Origin of the sequence: Kitasatospora sp. NPDC127111 (assembly GCF_042677465.1) — a bacterium.
Classification (GTDB): Bacteria; Actinomycetota; Actinomycetes; order Streptomycetales; family Streptomycetaceae; genus Kitasatospora.
This window is the reverse complement of record NZ_JBHXTG010000001.1, coordinates 116852-138807: the sequence shown is the minus strand read 5'-3', so window position 1 is coordinate 138807 and position 21956 is coordinate 116852. Positions and strand designations below refer to the sequence as shown.

The 21956-nt window shown below is 72.0% G+C and carries 19 protein-coding genes and 3 tRNA genes; 4 read left to right on the top strand and 18 right to left on the bottom strand.

Translation table 11 applies throughout. The features are described from left to right. Positions 1 to 174: 174 nt before the first annotated feature. The 5 genes from rplA to ACFVHB_RS00675 all read right to left on the bottom strand — a co-directional run bounded on the left by rplA (position 175) and on the right by ACFVHB_RS00675 (position 3269). Positions 175 to 897: a 50S ribosomal protein L1 gene (gene rplA / locus ACFVHB_RS00695; protein ID WP_380314060.1), complete on the bottom strand. Its 723-nt coding sequence runs from the start codon at positions 895 to 897 to the stop codon at positions 175 to 177. Positions 898 to 1001: 104 nt separating this feature from the next. Beyond that, on the bottom strand, positions 1002 to 1436 hold the full coding sequence (gene rplK / locus ACFVHB_RS00690) for a 50S ribosomal protein L11 (RefSeq protein WP_153461023.1): 435 nt from the start codon (positions 1434 to 1436) through the stop codon (positions 1002 to 1004). 166 nt (positions 1437 to 1602) lie between these two features. Then, positions 1603 to 2496 (bottom strand): transcription termination/antitermination protein NusG, encoded by an 894-nt coding sequence (gene nusG / locus ACFVHB_RS00685; RefSeq protein WP_380314059.1) that lies wholly within the window; start codon positions 2494 to 2496, stop codon positions 1603 to 1605. 212 nt (positions 2497 to 2708) lie between these two features. Next, complete coding sequence (gene secE, locus ACFVHB_RS00680) at positions 2709 to 3047, bottom strand: preprotein translocase subunit SecE (protein ID WP_380314058.1); 339 nt, start codon at positions 3045 to 3047, stop codon at positions 2709 to 2711. Positions 3048 to 3196: 149 nt separating this feature from the next. Next, positions 3197 to 3269, bottom strand: a tRNA-Trp gene (locus ACFVHB_RS00675). 285 nt (positions 3270 to 3554) lie between these two features. On the opposite strand from ACFVHB_RS00675, the gene ACFVHB_RS00670 reads away from it, so the two are divergent. Together ACFVHB_RS00670 and ACFVHB_RS00665 are read left to right on the top strand one after the other, a co-directional pair. Next, positions 3555 to 4802 (top strand): pyridoxal phosphate-dependent aminotransferase, encoded by a 1248-nt coding sequence (locus tag ACFVHB_RS00670; protein ID WP_380314057.1) that lies wholly within the window; start codon positions 3555 to 3557, stop codon positions 4800 to 4802. Positions 4803 to 4898: 96 nt separating this feature from the next. Further along, complete coding sequence (locus ACFVHB_RS00665; protein ID WP_380314056.1) at positions 4899 to 5942, top strand: adenosine deaminase; 1044 nt, start codon at positions 4899 to 4901, stop codon at positions 5940 to 5942. Here ACFVHB_RS00665 and ACFVHB_RS00660 read toward each other — a convergent pair. From ACFVHB_RS00660 to ACFVHB_RS00635, 6 genes are all read right to left on the bottom strand, one after another. Beyond that, positions 5932 to 6978 carry a UDP-N-acetylmuramate dehydrogenase gene (locus ACFVHB_RS00660; protein ID WP_380314255.1) on the bottom strand — a complete coding sequence of 349 codons (1047 nt, stop codon included), beginning with the start codon at positions 6976 to 6978 and terminating at the stop codon, positions 5932 to 5934. The genes ACFVHB_RS00665 and ACFVHB_RS00660 overlap by 11 nt on opposite strands. Positions 6979 to 7020: 42 nt before the next feature. Then, on the bottom strand, positions 7021 to 7443 hold the full coding sequence (locus ACFVHB_RS00655; protein WP_380314055.1) for a MaoC family dehydratase: 423 nt from the start codon (positions 7441 to 7443) through the stop codon (positions 7021 to 7023). Between the two features lie 4 nt (positions 7444 to 7447). Next, positions 7448 to 7906 carry a MaoC family dehydratase N-terminal domain-containing protein gene (locus tag ACFVHB_RS00650; protein ID WP_380314054.1) on the bottom strand — a complete coding sequence of 153 codons (459 nt, stop codon included), beginning with the start codon at positions 7904 to 7906 and terminating at the stop codon, positions 7448 to 7450. Between the two features lie 118 nt (positions 7907 to 8024). Then, on the bottom strand, positions 8025 to 8189 hold the full coding sequence (gene rpmG, locus ACFVHB_RS00645) for a 50S ribosomal protein L33 (RefSeq protein ID WP_006604855.1): 165 nt from the start codon (positions 8187 to 8189) through the stop codon (positions 8025 to 8027). An 83-nt stretch (positions 8190 to 8272) separates the two neighbouring features. Beyond that, positions 8273 to 8345: transfer RNA gene (locus ACFVHB_RS00640), tRNA-Met, on the bottom strand. Between the two features lie 43 nt (positions 8346 to 8388). Then, a tRNA-Thr gene (locus ACFVHB_RS00635) sits at positions 8389 to 8461 on the bottom strand. A 285-nt stretch (positions 8462 to 8746) separates the two neighbouring features. Between ACFVHB_RS00635 and ACFVHB_RS00630 the strand changes: the two genes are divergently transcribed. After that, a complete protein-coding gene (locus ACFVHB_RS00630) occupies positions 8747 to 10018 on the top strand; it encodes a hydrolase (protein WP_380314053.1) in 1272 nt (423 codons plus the stop codon). Positions 10019 to 10134: 116 nt separating this feature from the next. Here the strand turns inward: ACFVHB_RS00630 and ACFVHB_RS00625 are convergent, their stop codons facing one another. The 7 genes from ACFVHB_RS00625 to ACFVHB_RS00595 form a co-directional block, all read right to left on the bottom strand. Continuing rightward, positions 10135 to 10812 carry a response regulator gene (locus tag ACFVHB_RS00625; RefSeq protein WP_380314052.1) on the bottom strand — a complete coding sequence of 226 codons (678 nt, stop codon included), beginning with the start codon at positions 10810 to 10812 and terminating at the stop codon, positions 10135 to 10137. Then, positions 10805 to 13366 carry an ATP-binding protein gene (locus ACFVHB_RS00620; RefSeq protein ID WP_380314051.1) on the bottom strand — a complete coding sequence of 854 codons (2562 nt, stop codon included), beginning with the start codon at positions 13364 to 13366 and terminating at the stop codon, positions 10805 to 10807. Before ACFVHB_RS00620 ends, ACFVHB_RS00625 begins: the two co-directional genes overlap by 8 nt. Positions 13367 to 13479: 113 nt before the next feature. Further along, complete coding sequence (gene kdpC, locus ACFVHB_RS00615; protein ID WP_380314050.1) at positions 13480 to 14109, bottom strand: K(+)-transporting ATPase subunit C; 630 nt, start codon at positions 14107 to 14109, stop codon at positions 13480 to 13482. A 24-nt stretch (positions 14110 to 14133) separates the two neighbouring features. Beyond that, positions 14134 to 16254: a potassium-transporting ATPase subunit KdpB gene (gene kdpB, locus ACFVHB_RS00610; RefSeq protein ID WP_380314049.1), complete on the bottom strand. Its 2121-nt coding sequence runs from the start codon at positions 16252 to 16254 to the stop codon at positions 14134 to 14136. Next, entirely contained in the window at positions 16254 to 17915 is a 1662-nt protein-coding gene (gene kdpA / locus ACFVHB_RS00605; RefSeq protein ID WP_380314048.1) for a potassium-transporting ATPase subunit KdpA, read from the bottom strand. The genes kdpB and kdpA overlap by 1 nt, the downstream gene beginning before the upstream one ends. 1 nt (position 17916) lies before the next feature. Further along, on the bottom strand, positions 17917 to 18006 hold the full coding sequence (kdpF, locus tag ACFVHB_RS00600) for a K(+)-transporting ATPase subunit F (protein WP_097237446.1): 90 nt from the start codon (positions 18004 to 18006) through the stop codon (positions 17917 to 17919). Positions 18007 to 18415: 409 nt separating this feature from the next. After that, the gene (locus tag ACFVHB_RS00595; RefSeq protein ID WP_380314254.1) at positions 18416 to 20410 is read right to left on the bottom strand and encodes an APC family permease; all 1995 of its coding nucleotides are present in this window, start codon (positions 20408 to 20410) and stop codon (positions 18416 to 18418) included. A 545-nt stretch (positions 20411 to 20955) separates the two neighbouring features. Between ACFVHB_RS00595 and ACFVHB_RS00590 the strand changes: the two genes are divergently transcribed. After that, the gene (locus ACFVHB_RS00590) at positions 20956 to 21621 is read left to right on the top strand and encodes an HAD family hydrolase (protein ID WP_380314047.1); all 666 of its coding nucleotides are present in this window, start codon (positions 20956 to 20958) and stop codon (positions 21619 to 21621) included. Positions 21622 to 21956 lie beyond the last annotated feature (335 nt).

Below are 21956 nucleotides of genomic sequence, written 5' to 3'. Positions count from 1 at the left end.
CACAATCACACGATCGGACCGGCTGAGCGTACGACGAGCCGCGCCGCGCGTCCTCCCCGTCCCGGTCTCGATCCGGACACGACGACGGGCCCGCACCCCCCGTGAAGGGGGTACGGGCCCGTCGTGCGGACTGCGGCTGCGCCCAGGACGCGGCTACCGGTCGGAGCTCAGGGCTCAGACGGCGGCCGGGTCCTCCTCGACCAGGAGGTTGCGGGTGCGGTTCGGGTCGACCGGGATGCCGGGGCCCATGGTGGTGGTGAAGGCGGTCTTCTTGATGTACCGGCCCTTCGCGGCGGACGGCTTGGCGCGGAGCACCTCGTCCAGCGCGGCGGCGTAGTTCTCGACCAGCTGCTCGTCGGTGAAGGAGGCCTTACCGATGATGAAGTGCAGGTTCGAGTGCTTGTCGACGCGGAACTCGATCTTGCCGCCCTTGATGTCGTTGACAGCCTTGGCGACATCCGGGGTGACGGTGCCGGTCTTCGGGTTCGGCATCAGACCACGGGGACCGAGCACGCGGCCGAGGCGGCCGACCTTGCCCATGAGGTCCGGGGTGGCGACGACGGCGTCGAAGTCCAGCTTGCCCTTCGCGACCTCGTCGATGAGCTCGTCGGCACCGACGATGTCGGCACCCGCAGCACGCGCGGCCTCGGCACGCTCGCCGGTCGCGAAGACCAGGACCCGAGCGGTCTTACCGGTGCCGTGCGGGAGGATCACGGTGCTGCGGACCATCTGGTCGGCCTTGCGCGGGTCGACACCCAGACGCATGGCGACCTCGACGGTGCCGTCGAACTTGGTGGTGCTGGTCGCCTTGGCGAGGCGGACGGCCTCGAGGGGGGCGTAGAGGCGCTCGCGGTCGACCTGAGCGTCCGCGGCCTTCAGAGCCTTGCTGCGCTTCACTGCTGCTCCTGAATGGTGATTGGAGTTGTGGTAGTCAACGGGCCTGCGCAGGCCCTACCACGGGGACGGCTGAAACATCGTTTCCCTGGCGGGAAGGGGGGAGCTCAGCCCTCGACGGTGATGCCCATCGACCGGGCGGTGCCGGCGATGATCTTCTCCGCCGCGTCCAGGTCGTTGGCGTTGAGGTCGGGCATCTTGGTGGTGGCGATCTCGCGGACCTGGGCGCTGGTGAGCTTGGCGACCTTGGTCTTGTGCGGCTCGCTGGAGCCCTTCTCGACACCGGCGGCCTTCAGGATGAGGCGCGCGGCCGGCGGCGTCTTCGTGATGAAGGTGAAGGAGCGGTCCTCGTAGACCGTGATCTCCACCGGCACGATCATGCCGCGCTGCGACTCGGTCGCGGCGTTGTAGGCCTTGCAGAACTCCATGATGTTGACGCCGTGCTGACCCAGCGCGGGGCCGACCGGCGGCGCCGGGTTGGCCGCACCGGCGTTGATCTGGAGCTTGATAAGCCCCGTGACCTTCTTCTTCTTGGGAGGCATTTCTCTCCGGGTCCTTCCGAGAGGTGATTGCTGGTGCGTGCGGAACCGGGGCGACACCCGGCCGCCAGCACACACATCGGACCAGGCTAACGTCTCAGCGCCGCTGGACCAAAACGGATTCGGGGCGGAGCCGTCGGCCCCGCCCCGGATCCGGAAACCGTTGGGACTAGTTCTTCTGGATCTGGTCGAAGGAGAGCTCGACCGGGGTCTCCCGGCCGAAGATCTCGACCAGGCCCTTGACCTTCTTCGAGTCGGGGTTGATCTCGTTGATGGTCGCCTGCAGGGTGGCGAACGGGCCGTCGGTGACGGTGACCGAGTCGCCGACCTCGAAGTCGAGCACCTGGACCTCGACCGGGCGGACCGGCGAGGCCTTGCCGGCCTCCTTGGCCGCCTGGCGCTCGACGTCCGGGGCGAGCATCTTGACGACCTCGTCCAGGGTCAGCGGGTACGGGTCGTAGGCGTTGCCGACGAAGCCGGTGACACCGGGGGTGTTGCGCACGACGCCCCAGGACTCCGGGGTGAGGTCCATGCGCACCAGGACGTAGCCGGGGAGCTTGTTCTGGCGGATGGTCTTGCGGTCGCCGTTCTTGATCTGGACGACCTCCTCCTGCGGCACCTCGGCCTGGAAGATGTACTCCTCGACGTTCAGCGAGACCGCGCGCTGCTCCAGGTTCTGCTTCACGCGGTTCTCGTAGCCGGCGTAGGTGTGGATCACGTACCACTCGCCCGGCATGAAGCGCAGGTCCTCGCGGAACTTGGCGACCGGGTCGACCTCGACGGCGGGCTCGGCCTCGACCTCGACGGCCTCGGCCCCGGCCTCGTCCGCGGTCTCCTCGGCGGCGAACTCCTCGTCGGACTCCACGTGCAGCGCGGCCTCCTCGGCGGGCTCGCCGGCCTCGGCCTCGTCGAAGGCCTCGACCTCGTCCTCGTCGCTGTCCGAGGCGTCCACGATCTGCTCGGCGGACTCGGCGTCGTCAGCCAGCTCGGCCGCGTCCAGCTCGGCGGCGACATCCGCCTCGCGGACGGTCTCGTCGGCGTCGTACAGGGGGGACTCAGACACGGTGGCTGCTTCTTTCCTGGAGATGGTGAAGGTGGCGCGCTCCGGGGCCGCTCCGGCGGGGCACCGCTCGCGCGGGTGCCAGGAGCTGCCTCGGAGACTTCAACAGTACCGAGTCAACGGTAGCGGCCGCGTACGTCCGGCGCCGACAGCTCGACCCGGGCCGAAGAATCGGCCCGGGTCGGGAAGCTGTTTCGAAGGTGGGGTGGGCTCGGTCAGCCGAAGATCCAGAGGCTGAGCTTCGAGAACCCGTAGTCGAGGCCGGCCACGAAGGCCATCACGACCACGACGAACACGACCACCACGGTGGTGTAGTTGACCAGCTCGCTGCGGGTGGGCCAGACGACCTTGCGCAGCTCGGCGATGATCTGGCGGTAGAACAGCGCGAGCCGGGCGAAGAAGCCCTTCTTGGCCCGCTTGCCGGACTTCTTCTCGCCCTTGCCCCGCTTGCGGTCGCGGCGCGACTCGTCGGCGGGCGTGGTCTCGGCAGCGCCGTCGGCACCCTCGGGGTTGCCGCTCTCAGGCGTTGCGGTGGAGCCCGTGGTCTCCGTCACTCGTCCTCACCTGAATCCGGGTCCTGCCGAGCATCACCTGCGTACCCGATCGGGCACGAGCGGCCGGCTAAAGCGGTGCTGTTCGGTGCCCTCTCCGCATCAAGCCCGCTCGCTCTGTGGAGCGAACGGGCTGAATACGGATCAAGCAGCAGGGCAAGAGGGACTTGAACCCCCAACCGCCGGTTTTGGAGACCGGTGCTCTACCAATTGAGCTATTGCCCTACGGGGCCTTGCGGCTCCGGTAGCGACCACCAACCTACCGCATCTCCCGCCGCCGCATGCACAGGCGGTGGAAGCTTCGGCTTCTCGGTGGCCGTCGAGGAGTGAGTGTACGTGGTCGAGGGGTGTTTGGTCGAACCTCTTATCCACCGGTCGGGCACCCGACCGGCCACGACCGGCCCCGCGGCGCGCCCGCGGGCGGTCCCCGACCCGCCGCCATCCGGACGAGCCCGTACATATCGTGGAACCCCCATGCCCGGTCCGTCCCGGTTCTGCGACCATGCAGGCATGAGCGCTTCCACCCCGCAGCCCGACAGTTCCGTCCGCCCCGCCGACCGCCGCGTGTCCGCCCGGATCGGCGCGATCGCCGAGTCCGCGACCCTCGCCGTGGACGCCAAGGCCAAGGCCCTCAAGGCGGCCGGCCGGCCGGTGATCGGCTTCGGCGCCGGCGAGCCGGACTTCCCCACCCCGGACTACATCGTCGAGGCGGCCGTCGAGGCCTGCCGCGACCCCAGGAACCACCGCTACACCCCGGCCGGCGGCCTGCCCGAGCTGAAGGCCGCGATCGCCGCCAAGACGCTGCGCGACTCCGGCTACGAGGTGGACGCCTCCCAGGTCCTGGTGACCAACGGCGGCAAGCAGGCCATCTACGAGGCCTTCGCCGCGATCCTCGACCCGGGCGACGAGGTCATCGTCCCGGCCCCGTACTGGACCACCTACCCGGAGTCGATCCAGCTGGCCGGCGGTGTCCCGGTCGAGGTCGTGACCGACGAGACCACCGGCTACAAGGTCTCGGTCGAGCAGCTGGAGGCCGCCCGCACCGAGAACACCAAGGTGGTGCTCTTCGTCTCGCCGTCCAACCCGACCGGCGCGGTCTACACCCGGGCCGAGGCCGAGGCGATCGGCCGCTGGGCGCTGGAGCACGGCCTGTGGGTGCTCACCGACGAGATCTACGAGCACCTGGTCTACGGCGACGCCGAGTTCACCTCGCTGCCGGCCCTGCTGCCCGAGCTGGCCGACAAGTGCGTCGTGGTCAACGGTGTCGCCAAGACCTACGCGATGACCGGCTGGCGGGTGGGCTGGGTGATCGGCCCCAAGGACGTCGTCAAGGCCGCGACCAACCTGCAGTCGCACGCCACCTCGAACGTCTCCAACGTCGCCCAGCGGGCCGCGCTCGCCGCCGTCGCCGGCGACCTCTCCGCCGTGCACGAGATGCGCACCGCCTTCGACCGGCGCCGCCGGACCATCGTGAAGATGCTCAACGAGATCGAGGGCGTCGTCTGCCCCGAGCCCGAGGGCGCGTTCTACGTGTACCCGTCCGTCAAGGGCCTGCTGGGCAAGGAGATCCGCGGGCAGCGTCCGCAGACCTCCTCCGAGCTGGCCGCGCTGATCCTGGACGAGGCCGAGGTCGCGGTCGTCCCCGGTGAGGCCTTCGGCACCCCGGGCTACCTGCGCCTGTCGTACGCGCTCGGCGACGCCGACCTGGTCGAGGGCGTCGCCCGGATCCAGAAGCTGCTCGGCGAGGCGACCGCCTGACGGCACCCGCCCCGCACGGACCGCCCCCTTTCACCCCTTCGGGGGACGCGAAGGGGGCGGTTCCCGTATCGGGGCCCGATGCGGCAGGATCGGCGAATGGAACGCCTGCTGAATCCGCGAGACGTCAGGGACCTCCCGAAGGCCCACCTGCACCTGCACTTCACCGGCTCGATGCGCCCGGCCACCCTGCTGGAACTGGCCGACAAGCACGGCGTCCGGCTGCCGGAGGCGCTCAGCTCCGGGGAGCCGCCCAAACTGCGGGCCACCGACGAACGCGGCTGGTTCCGCTTCCAGCGCCTCTACGACACCGCCCGGTCCGTCCTGCGGGACGAGTCCGACATCCGCCGCCTGGTGCTGGAGACCGCCGAGGACGAGCGCCGGGACGGCTCCCGCTGGCTGGAGATCCAGGTCGACCCGACCTCGTACGCGCCCCGGCTCGGCGGTCTGATCCCCGCGCTGGAGCTGATCCTGGACGCCGTGGAGCACGCCTCCGAGGCCACCGGCGTCGGCATCCGGGTGCTGGTCGCGGCCAACCGGATGAAGTCCCCGATGGACGCCCGGACGCTGGCCCGGCTCGCCGTCCGGTACGCCGACCGGGGCGTGGTCGGCTTCGGCCTCTCGAACGACGAGCGGCGCGGCCTCGCCCGGGACTTCGACCGGGCCTTCGACATCGCCCGCAAGGGCGGGCTGCTGGCCGCCCCGCACGGCGGCGAGCTGGCCGGCCCGGAGTCCGTCCGGGACTGCCTGGACGACCTCGGTGCGGGCCGGATCGGCCACGGCGTCCGGGCCGCCGAGGACCCGCGGCTGATGCAGCGGTTGGCCGACCGTCAGGTCACCTGCGAGGTCTGCCCCTCGTCCAACGTCTCGCTCGGCGTCTACGAGCGCGCCGAGGACGTGCCGCTGCGCCGGCTGTTCGACGCGGGCGTGCCACTCGCCCTGGGGGCCGACGACCCGCTGCTGTTCGGCACCCGGCTGGCCGCCCAGTACGACCTGGCCCGCGACGTGCTCGGCTTCGCCGACGCGGAGCTCGCCGAGCTGGCCCGCCAGTCCGTCCGCGGCTCGCGCGCGCCGGAGAGCACCCGGAAGGAGCTGCTGGCGGACATCGACGCCTGGCTGCTGGACGGGTCGGCTACAGCTTGACGCCCACCATCACCGGCTCGTTCACCAGCTCCACCCCGAACGCCGCCCGGACGCCGTCGCGGATCTCCCGGGCCAGCGCCAGCAGGTCCTCGGCGGTGGCCGCGCCGCGGTTGGTCAGGGCCAGGGTGTGCTTGGTGGAGAGGGTCGCCGGGCCGCTGCCGTAGCCCTTGCCGAAGCCGGCCTTGTCGATCAGCCAGGCGGCCGAGGTCTTGGTGCAGCCGTCCGGCGCCGGGTAGGCGGGGGCGGTGAGCTCGCGCTCGGCGACCAGGGCCAGGAAGGCGGCGTACTGCTCGGCGGTGAGCACCGGGTTGGTGAAGAAGGAGCCCGCCGACCAGGTGTCGTGGTCGTCCGGGTTCAGCACCATGCCCTTGCCCGAGCGCAGCAGCAGCACGGCGTTCCAGGCGCTGCGGACGTCGACCCGCTCGCCCTGCTCGACGCCCAGGTGGCGGGCCGTCTCGGCGTAGGCCACCGGGGTGGAGAGCCCGCCGTTGTCCTGGAGGCCGAAGCGGACCCGCAGCACGACGTAGCGGTCCGGGTCGGCCTTGAAGCGGCTGTGCCGGTAGGAGAAGGCGCACTCGGCGTTGGAGAGGGTGACGACCTCGCCGCCCCGGCGGTCGTAGGCGACCACCTCGGTGATGGACTGCGCCACCTCCTGGCCGTACGCGCCGACGTTCTGCACCGGCGTGGCGCCGGCCGAGCCGGGGATGCCGGCCAGGAACTCGATGCCGGCCAGGCCGTGCTCCAGCACGGTCGTGGTCACCGCGTCGGCCCAGACCTCGCCGGCGGCCAGCTCCAGGACGGTGCCGTCCAGGGCGAAGCCCCGGGTGGCGATCCGCAGCACGGTGCCGGGGAAGCCGGCGTCGCCGATCACCAGGTTGGAGCCGCCGCCGAGGACCAGCAGCGGCTCGCCGGCCGCGTCGGCCTCGCGGACGGCGGCGATCACGTCCTCGTCGGCGGTCGCGGTCACCAGCCGGCGGGCCGGGCCGCCGAGCCGGAGGGTGGTCAGCGGGGCGAGGGGGGCGTCGAGTTCTACCAGCACGCCCCCCAGCGTACGGGGAGCCCGTACGCCGCCCGCCGCTCAGGCCAGCCGGACGACGGCCTTGGACATGCCCAGGACCTTCTGGCCGGCGTAGGTCGCCACCAGGTCGACCTGGACCTTGCGGTCGTCCAGCAGCTTCGCCACCTTGCCGGTGACCTCGATCACGGAGCCGACGCCGTCGTTGGGCACCGGCACCGGACGGGTGAAGCGGACGCCGTACTCGACCACCGCGCCCGGGTCGCCGACCCAGTCGGTGACCACCCGGATCGCCTCGGCCATGGTGAACATGCCGTGCGCGATGACGTCCGGCAGGCCGACCTCCTTGGCGAACGTCTCGTTCCAGTGGATCGGGTTGAAGTCGCCGGAGGCGCCCGCGTACTGCACCAGGGTGGCGCGCGTCACGGGGAAGGACTGCGCGGGCAGCTCGGTGCCGGCCGCGACCTCGTCGTAGCTGATCGCCATGGCGTTACTCCCCCGCCTCGTCGGCGGCCCGGGCCACCAGGGTCATGACCGACGTCACCACGTGCTCGCCGCTCGCGTCCGTCACCTCGCCGCGCACGGTGAGCACGTCGTTGCCGGCCAGCGACTTGATGTTGTCGATGGTCACCGCGACCGAGAGCCGGTCGCCGGCCCGCACCGGGCGGGTGTAGGCGAACTTCTGGTCGCCGTGCACCACCCGGCTGTAGTCCAGGCCCAGCTCGGGGTCCTGGACCACCTGGGCGGCGGCCCGGAAGGTGAGCACGAACGGGAAGGTCGGCGGGGCGATGACGTCCTGGTGGCCGAGCGCCTTGGCCGCCTCCGGGTCGGTGTACGCCGGGTTCGCGTCGCCCACGGCGACCGCGAACTCGCGGATCTTCTCCCGGCCGACCTCGTACGGCTCGGTGGGCGGGTAGGTCCGCCCGATGAAGGAGGGGTCGAGTGCCACGGGCAACTCCTCGAACAGTCCGGTGGATGACGGAAAAGACTCCGGGCCGCACCCAGCGAGGGGTGCGGCCCGGAGTCGGAGACCTGAATTCACACAGGCCCGGCGCCCTGCGACAGGGTCAGCGGGTCTCGCGGTGCGCGGTGTGCGAGTTGCAGCGGGGGCAGTGCTTCTTCATCTCAAGACGGTCCGGGTCGTTGCGCCGGTTCTTCTTGGTGATGTAGTTCCGCTCCTTGCACTCCACGCAGGCCAGCGTGATCTTCGGGCGGACGTCGGTGGCAGCCACGGGAGTGCCTTCCTTGGACAATGAATAAGAACACAACAAGAGTAGCCGACCGGGAGTGCGATCTCCCGACCGACTACGCGGGGTAGCGGTGACCGGACTTGAACCGGTGACACAGCGATTATGAGCCGCTTGCTCTACCAACTGAGCTACACCGCCACAGTGATCCGGAGCACAGCCGAAGCTGACTCCTTTTCACCAGAGCCCCCATGCGGAATCGAACCGCAGACCTTCTCCTTACCATGGAGACGCTCTACCGACTGAGCTATAGGGGCGAACGAGGAAGACATTACACGGTCCGCGCCCAGAGGTGAAATCCGTATCCCGACGCGAAGACCGCAGGTCGGCGGCGCGGACGGGCGAACGATCGAAGGCCGGGTGTTCGACCGGCCCCCGACGACGCGGCCCGACCCGATACGACTAATGCCCGCCTCCCGGCGGCCCACGCCCGCGCGCCATAGGCTCGTCGCTCATTGACCGGGACGGGCCGCCCATCGGGACGGGCCGCCCACCGGGACCGGCCCCGGCCGGGACGGGCCAGCGCGAGAAGGAGCCGGGCGATGGACAGCGCAGCCGCCGACGGGCCGCACTCCGGGCCCGGCCCGGCGGCCAACCCGCTCGGGCACGGCCCCGTCCTGCTGCTCACCGACGCCCGGCTCGCCGACGGCCGGGTGGTGGACGTCCGGATCAGCGGCGACCGGATCCAGGCCGTCGGCACCGCCGGCAGCCTCGGCCCGCTGCCCGCCCTGCCCGGCGCCCCCACCGCCACCACCGGCGCCCGGATCGACCTCCGGGGCTACCTGCTGCTGCCGGCCCCGGCCGAGCCGCACGCCCACTACGACGTGGCCTTCGCCGCCGCCCTGCCCGCCCCGCCGCCGGAGACCGCCGCCGACCTCACCCGGCGGGTCACCGAGGCGGCGCTCACCTCGCTCGGCTACGGCGCCACCGCGCAGCGCACCCACGTCCGGATCGGCGACGTGCACGGGCTGCGCCGGCTGGAGGCGGTGCTCACCGCCCGGCAGGCGCTGCGCGGCCTCGCCGAGCTGCAGGCGGTCGCGATGCCCCGGCTGCTCACCGGCCGGGCCGGCGCGGACGGCCGGGCCCAGCTGCGCGACGCGCTCAAGCTGGGCGCCACGGCGGCCGGCGGCTGTCCCGAGCTGGACCCGGACCCGGCGGGCTACGTCCAGGTGCTGCTGGACGCCGCCCGGGAGGCGGACTGCCCGGTCGACCTGCACACCACGGCCGCCGAGCCGGCGCAGCTGGCCCGGCTGGCGGGCGCGCTCGCGCCGCTGCGGCCCCGGGTGGTGCTCGGCCCGTGCGGGGCGCTGGCGCCGGGCGCGTCCACGGTGCTGGCCTCCAGCGGCGTCCGGGTGGTCTGCCTGCCGCAGAACGGCTGCTGCGCCGGCCTGGAGGGCCGGGCCCCCGTGCTGCGGCCGGAGCTGCTGCGCGAGCTGGTGGACGCGCGGGTGCCGCTCGCGGCGGGCGGCGGCGCGCTGCGCGACCCGGCCAACCCGGTGGGCCGGGCGGATCCGCTGGAGGCCGCGTACCTGCTGGCGGCGAGCGGGGTGCTGGGGCCGGAGGCGGCGTACGACGCGGTGGCGAACCAGGCGCGGGCGGCGCTCGGGCTGCCGCCCGTCCGGGTGGACGCCGGGTTCCCGGCGGAGCTGCTGGCGGTGCGCGGGGACAGCCTGGCGGGGGCGCTCGCGGGCGGGCACAGCCGGCTGGTGGTGCACAGCGGACGGGTGGTCAGCCGGACCAGTGCGGTGCGGGAGTTCGCCGACACGGTGGTGCTGGCGCTGCCCCGGCAGTCGGGGGGCCTGGACGGGAGCTGAGGGCCTTCCGGACGCGGTGTCGACCTGACGTGCTGCCGGGCCGGACGGGGTGCCGGGACGGACGTGACGCCCTGCCAGGCCGGACGGGTGACAGGGGCGCGCGGGCTGACCGGAGCTCAGGGCTCGTAGCGGTAGCCGATGCCGGGCTCGGTGATCAGGTGGCGCGGGCGGCCCGGGTCGCGTTCCAGCTTGCGCCGCAGGCCGGCCAGGTAGACCCGCAGGTAGTTGCCGCGCCCCTCCTGCGCCGGGCCCCAGACCTCGCGCAGGATCTGCCGGCCGGGCACCAGCCGGCCGGGGTTGGCCAGCAGCAGGGTGAGGATCCGCCACTCGGTGGGGGTCAGCCGGACCGGGCCGCCCGGGCCGGTCACCGTGGTGGCGGCGAGGTCCACCGTGTGGTCGCCGATCACCGGCAGGGCCGGGGCGGGCCCGCCGCCCGGCGGCCGGCGCAGGACGGCGCGCAGCCGGGCCAGCAGCTCCTCCATCAGGAAGGGCTTGGTGAGGTAGTCGTCGGCGCCGGCGTCCAGCGCGTCCACCTTGTCGGCGGCGCCGGAGCGGCCGGAGAGCACGATGATCGGCACCGCGCTGCGGCTGCGCAGGCCGCGGATGACCTCCATGCCGTCCAGGTCGGGCAGGCCGAGGTCGAGCAGGACGGCGTCGGGTGCGGTGTGCGCGGCGCGGTCCAGCGCCTCGCCGCCGCTGGCGGCCGTCCGGACGGCGTACCGGCGGGCGCTGAGGTTGATCCGCAGGGTGCGCAGCAGCGCGGGCTCGTCGTCGACGATCAGGATTTCACTCATGCGGGTGCACCTCTCCCGGGTGCGCGGCGGGCAGGGTGAGCAGCATCGTGGTGCCGCCGCCGGGGGTGTCCTCGACCTCCAGGCCGCCGCCCATGGCCTCGGCGAGGCCGCGGGAGAGCGCGAGTCCGAGGCCGACGCCGGTGGTGTTGTCGGTGTCGCCGAGGCGTTGGAAGGGCAGGAAGACGCGGTCGCGGTCCTCGGGGGCGATGCCGGGGCCGCGGTCGATGACGCGGACCTCGACCCGTTCGGCGTGGTGGCTGGCGGTGACCAGGACGGGCGCGCCGGGGGCGTTGTGCCGCAGCGCGTTGGTGATGACGTTGGCCAGGACGCGTTCCAGCAGCGGCGGGTCGACCAGCACGCCGGGCACGCCCTCGTCGATCTCGAACCTCAGGTCGAGCCGTTGGACGGGTGCGTACGGGTCGGGGAGGGTGTCCAGCGCCCGGGGAAGGATCTCGTCCAGGTGGGTCTCGGCGAGGTGGAGGGTGAGGGCGCCGGCCTGGAGGCGGCTCATGTCGAGCAGGTTGTCCACCAAACGAGTGAGCTTGACCAGGGACTCGTCGGCGGTGGCGAGCAGTTCGGCCCGGTCCTCGGGCGAGAACTCGACGTCGGGGCTGCGCAGCGAGCCGACCGAGGCGAGGGCGGCGGCGAGCGGGGTGCGCAGGTCGTGGCTGACGGCGGCGAGCAGGGCGGTGCGCATCCGGTCGGCGGCCTTGATCGGCTCGACCTCGGCGGCGACCACGGCGAGCCGGTCGCGTTCCAGGGCGGCGCCGACGTGGGCGGCGAAGGCGGTCAGGACCCGCTGGTCGGCGGCGGGCAGCCGGCGGCCGGTGAGCACGAGCACGGCGTCGGAGCCGACCGGAACCTCGGTGGACTCGGCGGGCCGTCCGGGCTCCGGCTCGCCCTCGCCCTCGCTGGCGGCCAGCACCTCGCCGCCGGTGCGGTCCAGCAGGGCGACGGAGTCCATGCCGAAGGCGGTGCGGGACTTCTCCAGCAGGGCGGGCAGGGCGTCGGCGCCGCGCAGCACGCTGCCGGCCAGCGTGGAGAGGGTCTCGGCCTCGGCGGTGGCCCGGGCGGCCCGGGTGGTGAGCCGGCCCGCGTGGTCGACCACGGTGGAGACGGTGAGGGCGACGGCGGCGAAGACGATCAGGGCGACCAGGTTGTTGGTCTCGCCGATGGTCAGGGTGTGGACGGGCGGGATGAAGAAGTAGTTGAGCAGGACCGAGGCGACCAGGGAGGCCAGCAGGGCGGAGGTGGCGCCGCCGAGCAGGGCGACGACGACCACGCCGAGCTGGAAGATCAGCGCGTCGGTGGTGAGGTTCACCGTCCCGTGGAACCGCGAGAGGACGGCGGTGAGCAGCCAGGGCAGGACGAGCCCGGCCGCGTAGCCGGCGATGGTGCGGCGCCTGGAGTGGCGGCGGCCGAGGGAGGGCAGCCGGCCGCGGCCGGTGAACTCGTGGGTGACCATGTGGACGTCGATGTCCTCGGAGGCGTCCACGGTGGTCTCGCCGATGCCGGGGCCGGTGAGGAAGCGGGTGATCCGGCCGCGCCGGCTGGTGCCGAGGACGAGCTGGGTGGCGTCGTGGGCGCGGGCGAAGGCCAGCAGGGACGTGGGGATGTCGTCGCCGACGACCACGTGGTAGCTGCCGCCGAGGGTCTCGACCAGCTGCCGCTGCTGGGCGAGCGCGCCGGACGAGGCGCCGGCCAGGCCGTCGCTGCGGGTGACGTGGACGGCGAGCAGGTCACCGCCGGCGGTCCGGTCCGCGATGCGCGCCGCCCGGCGGATCAGCGTCTCGCCCTCGGGGCCGCCGGTGAGGGCGACCACGACGCGTTCGCGGGTCTCCCAGACGCGGTCGATGTCGTGGCTGGCGCGGTAGTCGCGCAGGCCCTCGTCGACCCGCCCGGCCACCCAGAGCAGGGCCAGCTCGCGCAGGGCCGTGAGGTTGCCGACCCGGAAGTAGTTGGAGAGCGCGGCGTCCACCTTCTCCGCCCCGTAGACGTTGCCGTGGGCCATCCGGCGGCGCAGCGCCTGGGGGGCCATGTCGACGAGTTCGATCTGGTCGGCCCGGCGCACCACCTCGTCCGGGACGGTCTCGCGCTGGGGGATGCCGGTGATCTTCTGGACGACGTCGTTCAGCGACTCCAGGTGCTGGACGTTGACGGTGGTGATGACGTCGATCCCGGCGTCGAGCAGTTCCTCGACGTCCTGCCAGCGCTTGGCGTTGCGCCCGCCGGGGATGTTGGTGTGGGCGAGCTCGTCCACCAGCACCACCGAGGGGCGGCGGGCGAGCACGGCGTCGAGGTCCATCTCCTCGAAGTCCGCGCCGCGGTGGGCGCGCCGGACCCGCGGCAGGATCTCCAGGCCGGTGAGCATGGACTCGGTGCGGCGGCGCCCGTGGCACTCGATGTAACCGACGACGACGTCCGCGCCGCGTTCCCGTCTGCGCCCGGCCTCGTCCAGCATCCGGTAGGTCTTGCCGACACCGGGGGCGGAACCGAGGTACACCCTCAGCCGGCCGCGGCGGCGGCCGGTGCCGGGGGTGAGGTCGCGGGCCATGGGCGCTGCTCTTTCGTCTTCGTACGAGGGTCGGGGCGCACGTCGGCCGACCCGGGCGCGGGGTGGTGCCCCGGCCCGGGTCGGCCCGTCTCATGGATCCAGCCGGCCGGCCGTCACTTCTGTTCCGCCAAGGCGGCGTTGAGCAGGACGACGTTGACGCCCTCCTCGCCGAGGAAGCCGAGCGAGCGGCCCTCGGTGTACTCGTCGACCAGCTTGTTCAGCTGCTCCGGAGAGACGTCGCCCCGGGCCTCGGCGACCCGCTTGACCTGCTCCTTGGCGTACGCCACCGAGATGTGCGGGTCGAGGCCGGATCCGGAGGCGGTGACCGCGTCCACCGGGACGCTCGCCGGGTCGACGCCGTCGAACGCGGCGACGGCCTTCCGGCGGCCCTCGATCGTTCCGGCCAGATCCTCGCTGCCGGGGCCCAGGTTGGAGGCGCCGGAGCTCCTCGGGTCGTGGGCGCCGGGCCGGGGCTGGAACCACTTCGGGTCCGGCACGGCCTGCTCGTCGGGGTCGGCCGGGTCCTTCTTCGGCAGGTCGTAGTTCTGGCCCAGCAGGCTGGAACCGATTTCCTTGCCGTCCGCGGTCCTCACGATCGAGCCGTCGGCCTTGTCGTCGAGGACGGCCCGGCCGAGGCCGGTGACCAGCAGCGGGTAGGCGAGGCCGAGGATCACCGTCATCACCAGCAGCATCCGCAGCGCGGTGAGGTGCGTGCGCACGGTGGTGGGCAGGGGCTTGGACATGATGCGCTTCCTCCTTTCCGTGGGTCAGCTCAGGCCGGGGACGAACTGGACGACCAGGTCGATCAGCTTGATCCCGACGAAGGGGACGACCAGACCGCCGAGGCCGTACAGCCCGAGGTTGCGGCGCAACAGCGAACTGGCGTCGGACGGGCGGTACTTCACGCCCTTCAGGGCAAGCGGGATGAGGCCGATGATGACCAGGGCGTTGAAGACGATCGCCGAGGTGATCGCGGACTGCGGGCTGTGCAGGCCCATGATGTTGAGCTTGTCCAGGCCGGGGTAGACCGCCGCGAACATCGCCGGGATGATCGCGAAGTACTTCGCGACGTCGTTGGCGATCGAGAAGGTGGTCAACGCGCCCCGGGTGATCAGCAGCTGCTTGCCGATCTCGACGATCTCGATCAGCTTGGTCGGGTTGGAGTCCAGGTCGACCATGTTGCCGGCCTCCTTGGCCGCCATGGTCCCGGTGTTCATCGCGACGCCGACGTCGGCCTGGGCGAGGGCGGGGGCGTCGTTGGTGCCGTCGCCGGTCATCGCGACCAGCTTGCCGCCGGCCTGCTCCTTCTTGATCAGGGCCATCTTGTCCTCGGGAGTGGCCTCGGCGAGGAAGTCGTCCACGCCCGCCTCCTCCGCGATCGCCTTGGCGGTCAGCGGGTTGTCACCGGTGATCATGATGGTCCTGATGCCCATCCGGCGCAGTTCGTCGAACCGCTCCCGCATGCCCTCCTTCACCACGTCCTTGAGGTGGATCACCCCGAGCACGCGGGCGGGCTCCTCGCCCTTCTTCGTCGCCACGACCAGCGGGGTGCCGCCGGCCGCCGAGATGCCGTCGACCAGGGTGGAGACCTCGTCGGTGACGGTGCCGCCGTTGCCGGTGACCCAGGCGGTGACGGCGGCGGCCGCGCCCTTGCGGACCTGGTGGACGCCCGCCGGCTCGTCGAGGTCGACGCCGGACATCCGGGTCTGCGCGGTGAACGGCACCCAGGTGGCGTGCGTCAACTCGCCCTGGGCGCGGGCCCGCAGGCCGTACCCGGTCTTGGCGAGGACGACGATCGAGCGGCCCTCCGGCGTCTCGTCGGCGAGCGAGGAGAGCTGGGCGGCGTCGGCGAGCTCCTCGGTGGGGACGCCGCCGGCGGAGAGGAACTCGGCGGCCTGGCGGTTGCCGAGGGTGATGGTGCCGGTCTTGTCGAGCAGCAGGGTGTTGACGTCGCCGGCGGCCTCGACCGCGCGGCCGGACATCGCCAGCACGTTGCGCTGCACCAGCCGGTCCATTCCCGCGATGCCGATCGCGGACAGCAGCGCGCCGATGGTGGTCGGGATGAGCGCCACGATCAGGGCGACCAGCACGATCATCGACTGCGGGGCGCCGGCGTAGGCGGCCATCGGCCGCAGGGTCACCACGGCGACCAGGAAGACGACGGTCAGCGAGGCCAGCAGGATGTTCAGCGCGATCTCGTTCGGCGTCTTCTGCCGGGCCGCGCCCTCGACCAGGGCGATCATCCGGTCGATGAAGGTCTTGCCCGGCTCGGACGAGATCCTCACCACGATCCGGTCGGACAGCACCTTGGTGCCGCCGGTCACGGCGGAGCGGTCGCCGCCCGACTCGCGGATGACCGGCGCGGACTCACCGGTGATCGCCGACTCGTCGACGGACGCGACGCCCTCGACCACGTCACCGTCGCCCGGGATGGTCTGCCCGGCCTCGACCACCACGTGGTCGCCCAGCCGCAGCGCGGTGCCGGAGACCTCCTCCTCGGCCCGCGACGCCGGCCAGTCGGTGAGGCGGCGGGCCACGGTGTCGGTCTTGGTCTTGCGCAGCGTGTCGGCCTGCGCCTTCCCACGGCCCTCGGCGACGGCCTCCGCCAGGTTGGCGAAGACCGTGGTCAGCCAGAGCCAGAGGGTGATCGACCAGGCGAACACCGACGGGTCGGCGATCGCGGCGACGGTGGTGACCACCGAGCCGACCTCGACCACGAACATCACCGGGTTCCTGACCATCACCCGGGGGTCGAGCTTCCTCACCGCGTCGGGCAGGGACGAGACGATCAGCTTCGGGTCCAGCAGCCCGCCGGAGACTCTGTGCGGCGCCGCCTCGGCGGGCGCCTCCGGCGACGGGGCCGGCTTGTCGGTAAGGGTGGACGACATCAGGAGAGACCTTCCGCGATCGGCCCGAGAGCCAGGGCCGGGAAGTAGGTGAGACCGACGACGATCAGGACGACGCCCGACAGCAGGCCCACGAACAGCGGCTTGTGAGTGGGCAGGGTGCCCGGGGTGGCGGGAACGGGCTGCTGCCGCGCGAGCGCGCCGGCGAGCGCCAGGACGAACACCATCGGCAGGAACCGGCCGAACACCATCGCCAGACCCAGCGCCGTGTCGTACCAGTCGGTGTTCACGGTGATCCCCGCGAACGCCGAGCCGTTGTTGTTGGCGGCCGAGGTGAACGCGTACAGCACCTCGGAGAACCCGTGCGCACCGGAGTTGAGCATCCCGGCCCGCTCGCCCGGCAGCGCCATCGCCACACCGGTGCCGACCAGCACGATCGTCGGCGTGGTCAGGATGTACAGGGAGGCGAACTTCATCTCCCGCCCGCCCAGCTTCTTGCCCAGGTACTCCGGGGTCCGCCCGACCATCAGACCGGCCACGAACACCGCCACGATCGCCAGCACCAGCATCCCGTACAGGCCCGAACCCACCCCGCCGGGCGCGATCTCGCCCAGCATCATGTTGAACATCGTGATCCCGCCGCCGAACGGCGTGAACGAGTCGTGGAAGGAGTTCACCGCACCCGTCGACGTCAGCGTCGTCGAGGCCGCGAACAGGCTGGACGCCGCGATGCCGAACCGCTGCTCCTTGCCCTCCATCGCCGCGCCGGCGCTCTGCAGGGCGGCACCCGAGTGCCGCGCCTCGAAGAAGGTGATCAGCGCGACCGACGCGACCCAGAAGATCGCCATGACGGACGCGACGGCGTACCCCTGACGGTCGTCCCCCACCATTCGGCCGAACGCCCGCGGCAGCGCGAACGGGATCAGCAGGATCAGGAAGACCTCCAGGAAGTTGCTCAGCCCGGTCGGGTTTTCGAACGGGTGCGCCGAGTTGGCGTTGAAGAACCCGCCGCCGTTGGTCCCCAGCAGCTTGATGACCTCCTGCGAGGCCACCGGCCCGCCCGGAATCGACTGCGGGTCGCCGACCAGCGTGGCCACCTCGCGGAAGCCGTGGAAGTTCTGCACCACACCGGTCGCGACCAGCGCCAGCGCGAACACCACCGAGATCGGCAGCAGCAGCCGCAGGCTCACCCGGGTCAGGTCGACCCAGAAGTTGCCCAGCCGGTCGGTCCTGTTGCGGTGGAAGCCGCGGATCAGCGCCGCCACGATCGCGATGCCGACGGCCGCGGAGACGAAGTTCTGCACCGCCAGCCCCGCCATCTGCACCAGGTGCCCCATCGCGGCCTCACCGCTGTAGGACTGCCAGTTGGTGTTGGCGACGAAGGAGATCGCGGTGTTCCACGCCTGGTGGCCCGCCATCTGCTCGACCCCGAGGTTCAGCGGCAGGTGGCCCTGCAGCCGGATCAGGCCGTACAGGAAGAGGACGGAGACGGCCGAGAAGGCCAGCACCGACCGCAGGTACACCGGCCAGCGCTGGTCGGCGTCGCCGTCCACGCCGATCACCCGGTACAGGCGGCGCTCGACTCTGAGGTGCTTCGAGGAGGTCAGGATGCGGGCGATGTAGTCGCCCAGGGGGCGGTAGCACAGGGCCAGGGCGCCCACCAGGGCGAGGACCTGCAGCCAGCCCGCGAGAGTGGAGCCCATGTCAGAACTTCTCCGGGTAGATCAGCGCCACGACGAGGTACCCGACGAGGGCGACGGCGACGATGAGACCAGCGATGTTCTCGGCGCTCACAGCTTCTCCACCCCCCGCGCGATCAGGGCGATGACGCCGAACACGGCGACCGTGACGGCGACGTAGATGAGATCGGACATGGGCTCCACCACAGTGGTTCGGAGGTGGCCGCGGCTCGCCCCTGCGGGCCTCGTCGCGGCACCGGCGGCGGGCCGGCAAAGCCAGCCAAGCGCCCGCACGGGGCGTCACGGCCGTTCTTGACGCCCTCCATACGGCGCCCGTTCGATTGTTGACGGCCTCCATACGGCGGTCTCGGCACCGGGTCTCCGCACTGGTTGTCCGCACCGGTTGTCCGCGCCGGGTCTCCGCGCCGTGCGTCCGCGCCGGGCCTCCGCGCCGTGCGTCCGCGCGCGCGGCGAGGCCCCGGACAGCGGGCGCTGTCCGGGGCCTCGGCGTCGCTCACGGCCCGTCAGGCGTTCTCGGGCGCCGGCAGCTTCTCGTACTCCGACCTCGGCGTCGGCTCGCCGCGTCGCACCGCGCCGGGAGCGCGGCGGGACGGGTGGTGCGCCTTGGTGGACGAGGTGAGCTGCCACGGCACGCTGATCACCATCACGCCCGCGGTGAACAGCAGCCGGCTCTTCAGCCAGAGCGCCGACTGGTTGTGCAGCAGGTGCTCCCACCAGTGCCCGACCACGTACTCGGGGATGAACACCGCCACCGCCTCGCGCGGGTTGGTGCGGCGGTACTCGCGGACGTACTGGACGACCGGCTTGGTGATCTCCCGGTAGGGCGAGTCCAGCACCGTCAACGGCACCTGGACGCGCAGCTCGTCCCACTGCCGTTCCAGCTCCTGGGTGGCGTCCCGCTCCACCGCGACGGTCAGCGCCTCCAGCGAGTCCGGCCGGAACGCCTCGGCGTAGCCGAGCGCCCGCAGGGTGGGCTTGTGCAGCTTGGAGACCAGCACGATGCCGTGCACCCTGGACGGCCGCACCGACTCGGCGTTCGGGTCGTCCACCGCCAGTTCCTCGGCCACGCTGTCGTAGTGCCGGCGGATGCCGCGCATCATCACCCAGAGCACGATCGCCGCGACCACGGCCAGCCACGCCCCCTGGGTGAACTTGGTCAGCAGCACGATGACCAGCACCAGCGCCGTGGTGACCGCGCCGAAGGCGTTGATCACCCGGGAGCGCTGGGCCGAGCCGCGGACGGCCGGGTCGGTCTCGTCGGCGAGCACCCGGTTCCAGTGCTTCACCATGCCGATCTGGGAGAGCGTGAAGGAGGTGAAGACGCCCAGGATGTAGAGGTGGATCAGGTTGGTGACGTCCGCGTCGTACAGCCAGAGCAGTCCGCCGGCCACCACCGCGAGCGCGATGATGCCGTTCGAGAAGGCCAGGCGGTCGCCGCGGGTGTGCATCTGCCGGGGCAGGTAGCGGTGCTCGGCCAGGATCGAGGCCAGCAGCGGGAAGCCGTTGAACGCGGTGTTGGCCGCCAGGATCAGCACCAGCGCGGTGACGGCCTGGATGAAGTAGAAGAGGACGCTCTGGTCCCCGCCGAAGATCGCGGCCGCCAGCTGGGCGATCACGGTCTGCTGCGGCGCGGTGTGGCAGTCCCCGGGGAAGCCGGTCAGCTGGCAGGCGTCGTCGGTGATGTGCACCTTCGACATCAGGGCCAGCGCGGTGATGCCGACGAACATGACCACGGCCGTGGTGCCCATCACGGCCATCGTGGCGGCGGCGTTCTTCGACTTGGGCGCCCGGAAGGCCGGCACGCCGTTGGAGATCGCCTCGACGCCGGTCAGCGCGGTGCAGCCGGAGGCGAAGGCCCGCAGACCCAGCATCAGCAGGCCGAGGCCGGCCAGGGTGTCCTTGCCGTCCGTCGGCAGGATCCCGTACGAGGCGCTGGCCGCCACCGGGGTGTCCCCGAAGGCCGCCTTGATCAGGCCGGTGACCACCATCAGCAGGATTCCGCCGATGAACAGGTACGTCGGCGCCGCGAAGGCCTTGCCGGACTCCCGGACGCCGCGCAGGTTCATCGCCGCCAGCAGCACGACGAAGCCGACGGCCAGCTCGACCCGGTGGTCGGCCAGCGAGGGCAGCGCCGAGATGATGTTGTCGACGCCGGAGGCCACCGACACCGCGACGGTCATCACGTAGTCGACCAGCAGCGACGCCGCCACCACCAGGCCGGAGTTGGCGCCCAGGTTGCGGGACACCACCTCGTACGAGCCGCCGCCGCTCGGGTAGGCGTGCACGACCTGGCGGTACGACATCACGACGACCGCCATCAGCGCGACCACACCGGCCGCGACCCACGGGGTCAGGTACAGGAAGGCGGTGCCACCGACGGTGAGCACCAGCAGGATCTCCTGGGTCGCGTAGGCGACCGAGGAGAGCGGGTCGGAAGCGAAGATCGGCAGCGCCAGCCGCTTGGGGAGCAGCGTCTCGCCCAGCTCCTCGCTGCGCATGGCTCTGCCGATCACTAGGCGCTTGAGCGCCTGGGGCACGTTGAACACATGGGCGAGCGTAAGGGCGCCGGACGGGCGCGCAATGGGCCGCGGCGGAGTGTCCGGAGCGCTCGGCACGCCCGACGGGCGGGATGTTCTCGCAGGTCGGAGCCGCTAAGGGCGGGGCGGGGCGGACCGCTGGCGGCGCTTCGGGGGGCGTTGAGGGGGGCCGTTAAGACATCGTCAAGATATGACGATCGATTCGGACATATAGCCGCTTTTACGGATGACTCGGGCGGCCTTCCGGTACGCCCCTTCCCCGGAGAGGGGGTGCGGGCGGGGGTGCGGGCGGGGGCGGGCGGGCCGCTGTCCCGGCGGGCGCCGGTTGGGAAGACGATCAGCTCGGACGAAGGACTCCCGGCGCATGCTGGCACGCCCGGGACCACTCGGCGGCGAGGCTGAACGACCCTGCCCGCCCCCCACCGACCACTCTGCTGCCTCAGCAGAGCAATTGCAAGCTATGCGCAATAGTGCCTGCGGGTGCCGCAGTCGATTACCCTCCGGACATGATCGACCACCCTGCGCCACTACTCCTCATCGACCTCGACCACACGCTCGTCGAACGCGACGGCGACGCGGACGCCTGGACCGCCCCCTTCTGCACCGCCCACGGCCTCCCGGCCGAAGCCGCCCCCACCGTCCTCGACCTCTTCCGCGCCGACCGCTCCCCCGCCGGCTTCGCCCGGATCGCCGCCCACTACGGCCTCCCGCACACCGGGCAGGACCTCTGGGACGGCCACGTCGCCCAGGAGGCCGCCCGCACCCACCTGATCCCCGGCGTCCCGGCCGCCCTCGCCGCCCTCCGCGAGGCCGGCTGGACCATCGCCGTGGTCACCAACGGCTCCACCGCCGTCCAGCGCGCCAAACTCGCCCGCACCGGCCTGCTCCCCGCCGTCGACGCCGTCTGCGTCTCCGAGGAGGCCGGCGCCCGCAAGCCCGCCCCCGAGATCTTCCACCTCGCCGCCGCCCGCCTGGGCCGCACCCTCACCCCCGACACCTGGATGGTCGGCAACAACCCCGCCACCGACATCCAGGGCGCCCACGCCGCCGGCCTCCGCTCCATCTGGATCACCCCGACCCCGGCCCCGCCACTCCCCCCGTCCCACCCCACCCCGACCCACACCGCCCCCGACACCCCCGCCGCGGCCGCCCTCCTCCTCGCCACCCCCTGAAAACAGAACCGGCCCGAACAGCGTTTCCGCTGTTCGGGCCGGCCTGGTAATCCAGTGGCTGGTGCAGGGTTCGAACCTGCGTAGCTTGCGCGACAGCCTTACAGGCCGCTGGCCAGGAACGCTCCGACCTGCGGACTCTTGATCACGGACCGAATCCGGTCCGCGCCTGGTCCGGATCACGCTCTCGGTGACCTCTACCGACTCCCCCCAGCGAGCGTGTGAAGGTCTGCGGCTAGACAGCGACCTCCGCTGTCGACGGTGTCCCGCGAGCGGCCGCGCAACTGGCAGGCCGGGAGATGCCAGGCGACCATAACGGGTATGGATGTAGGGAGCTT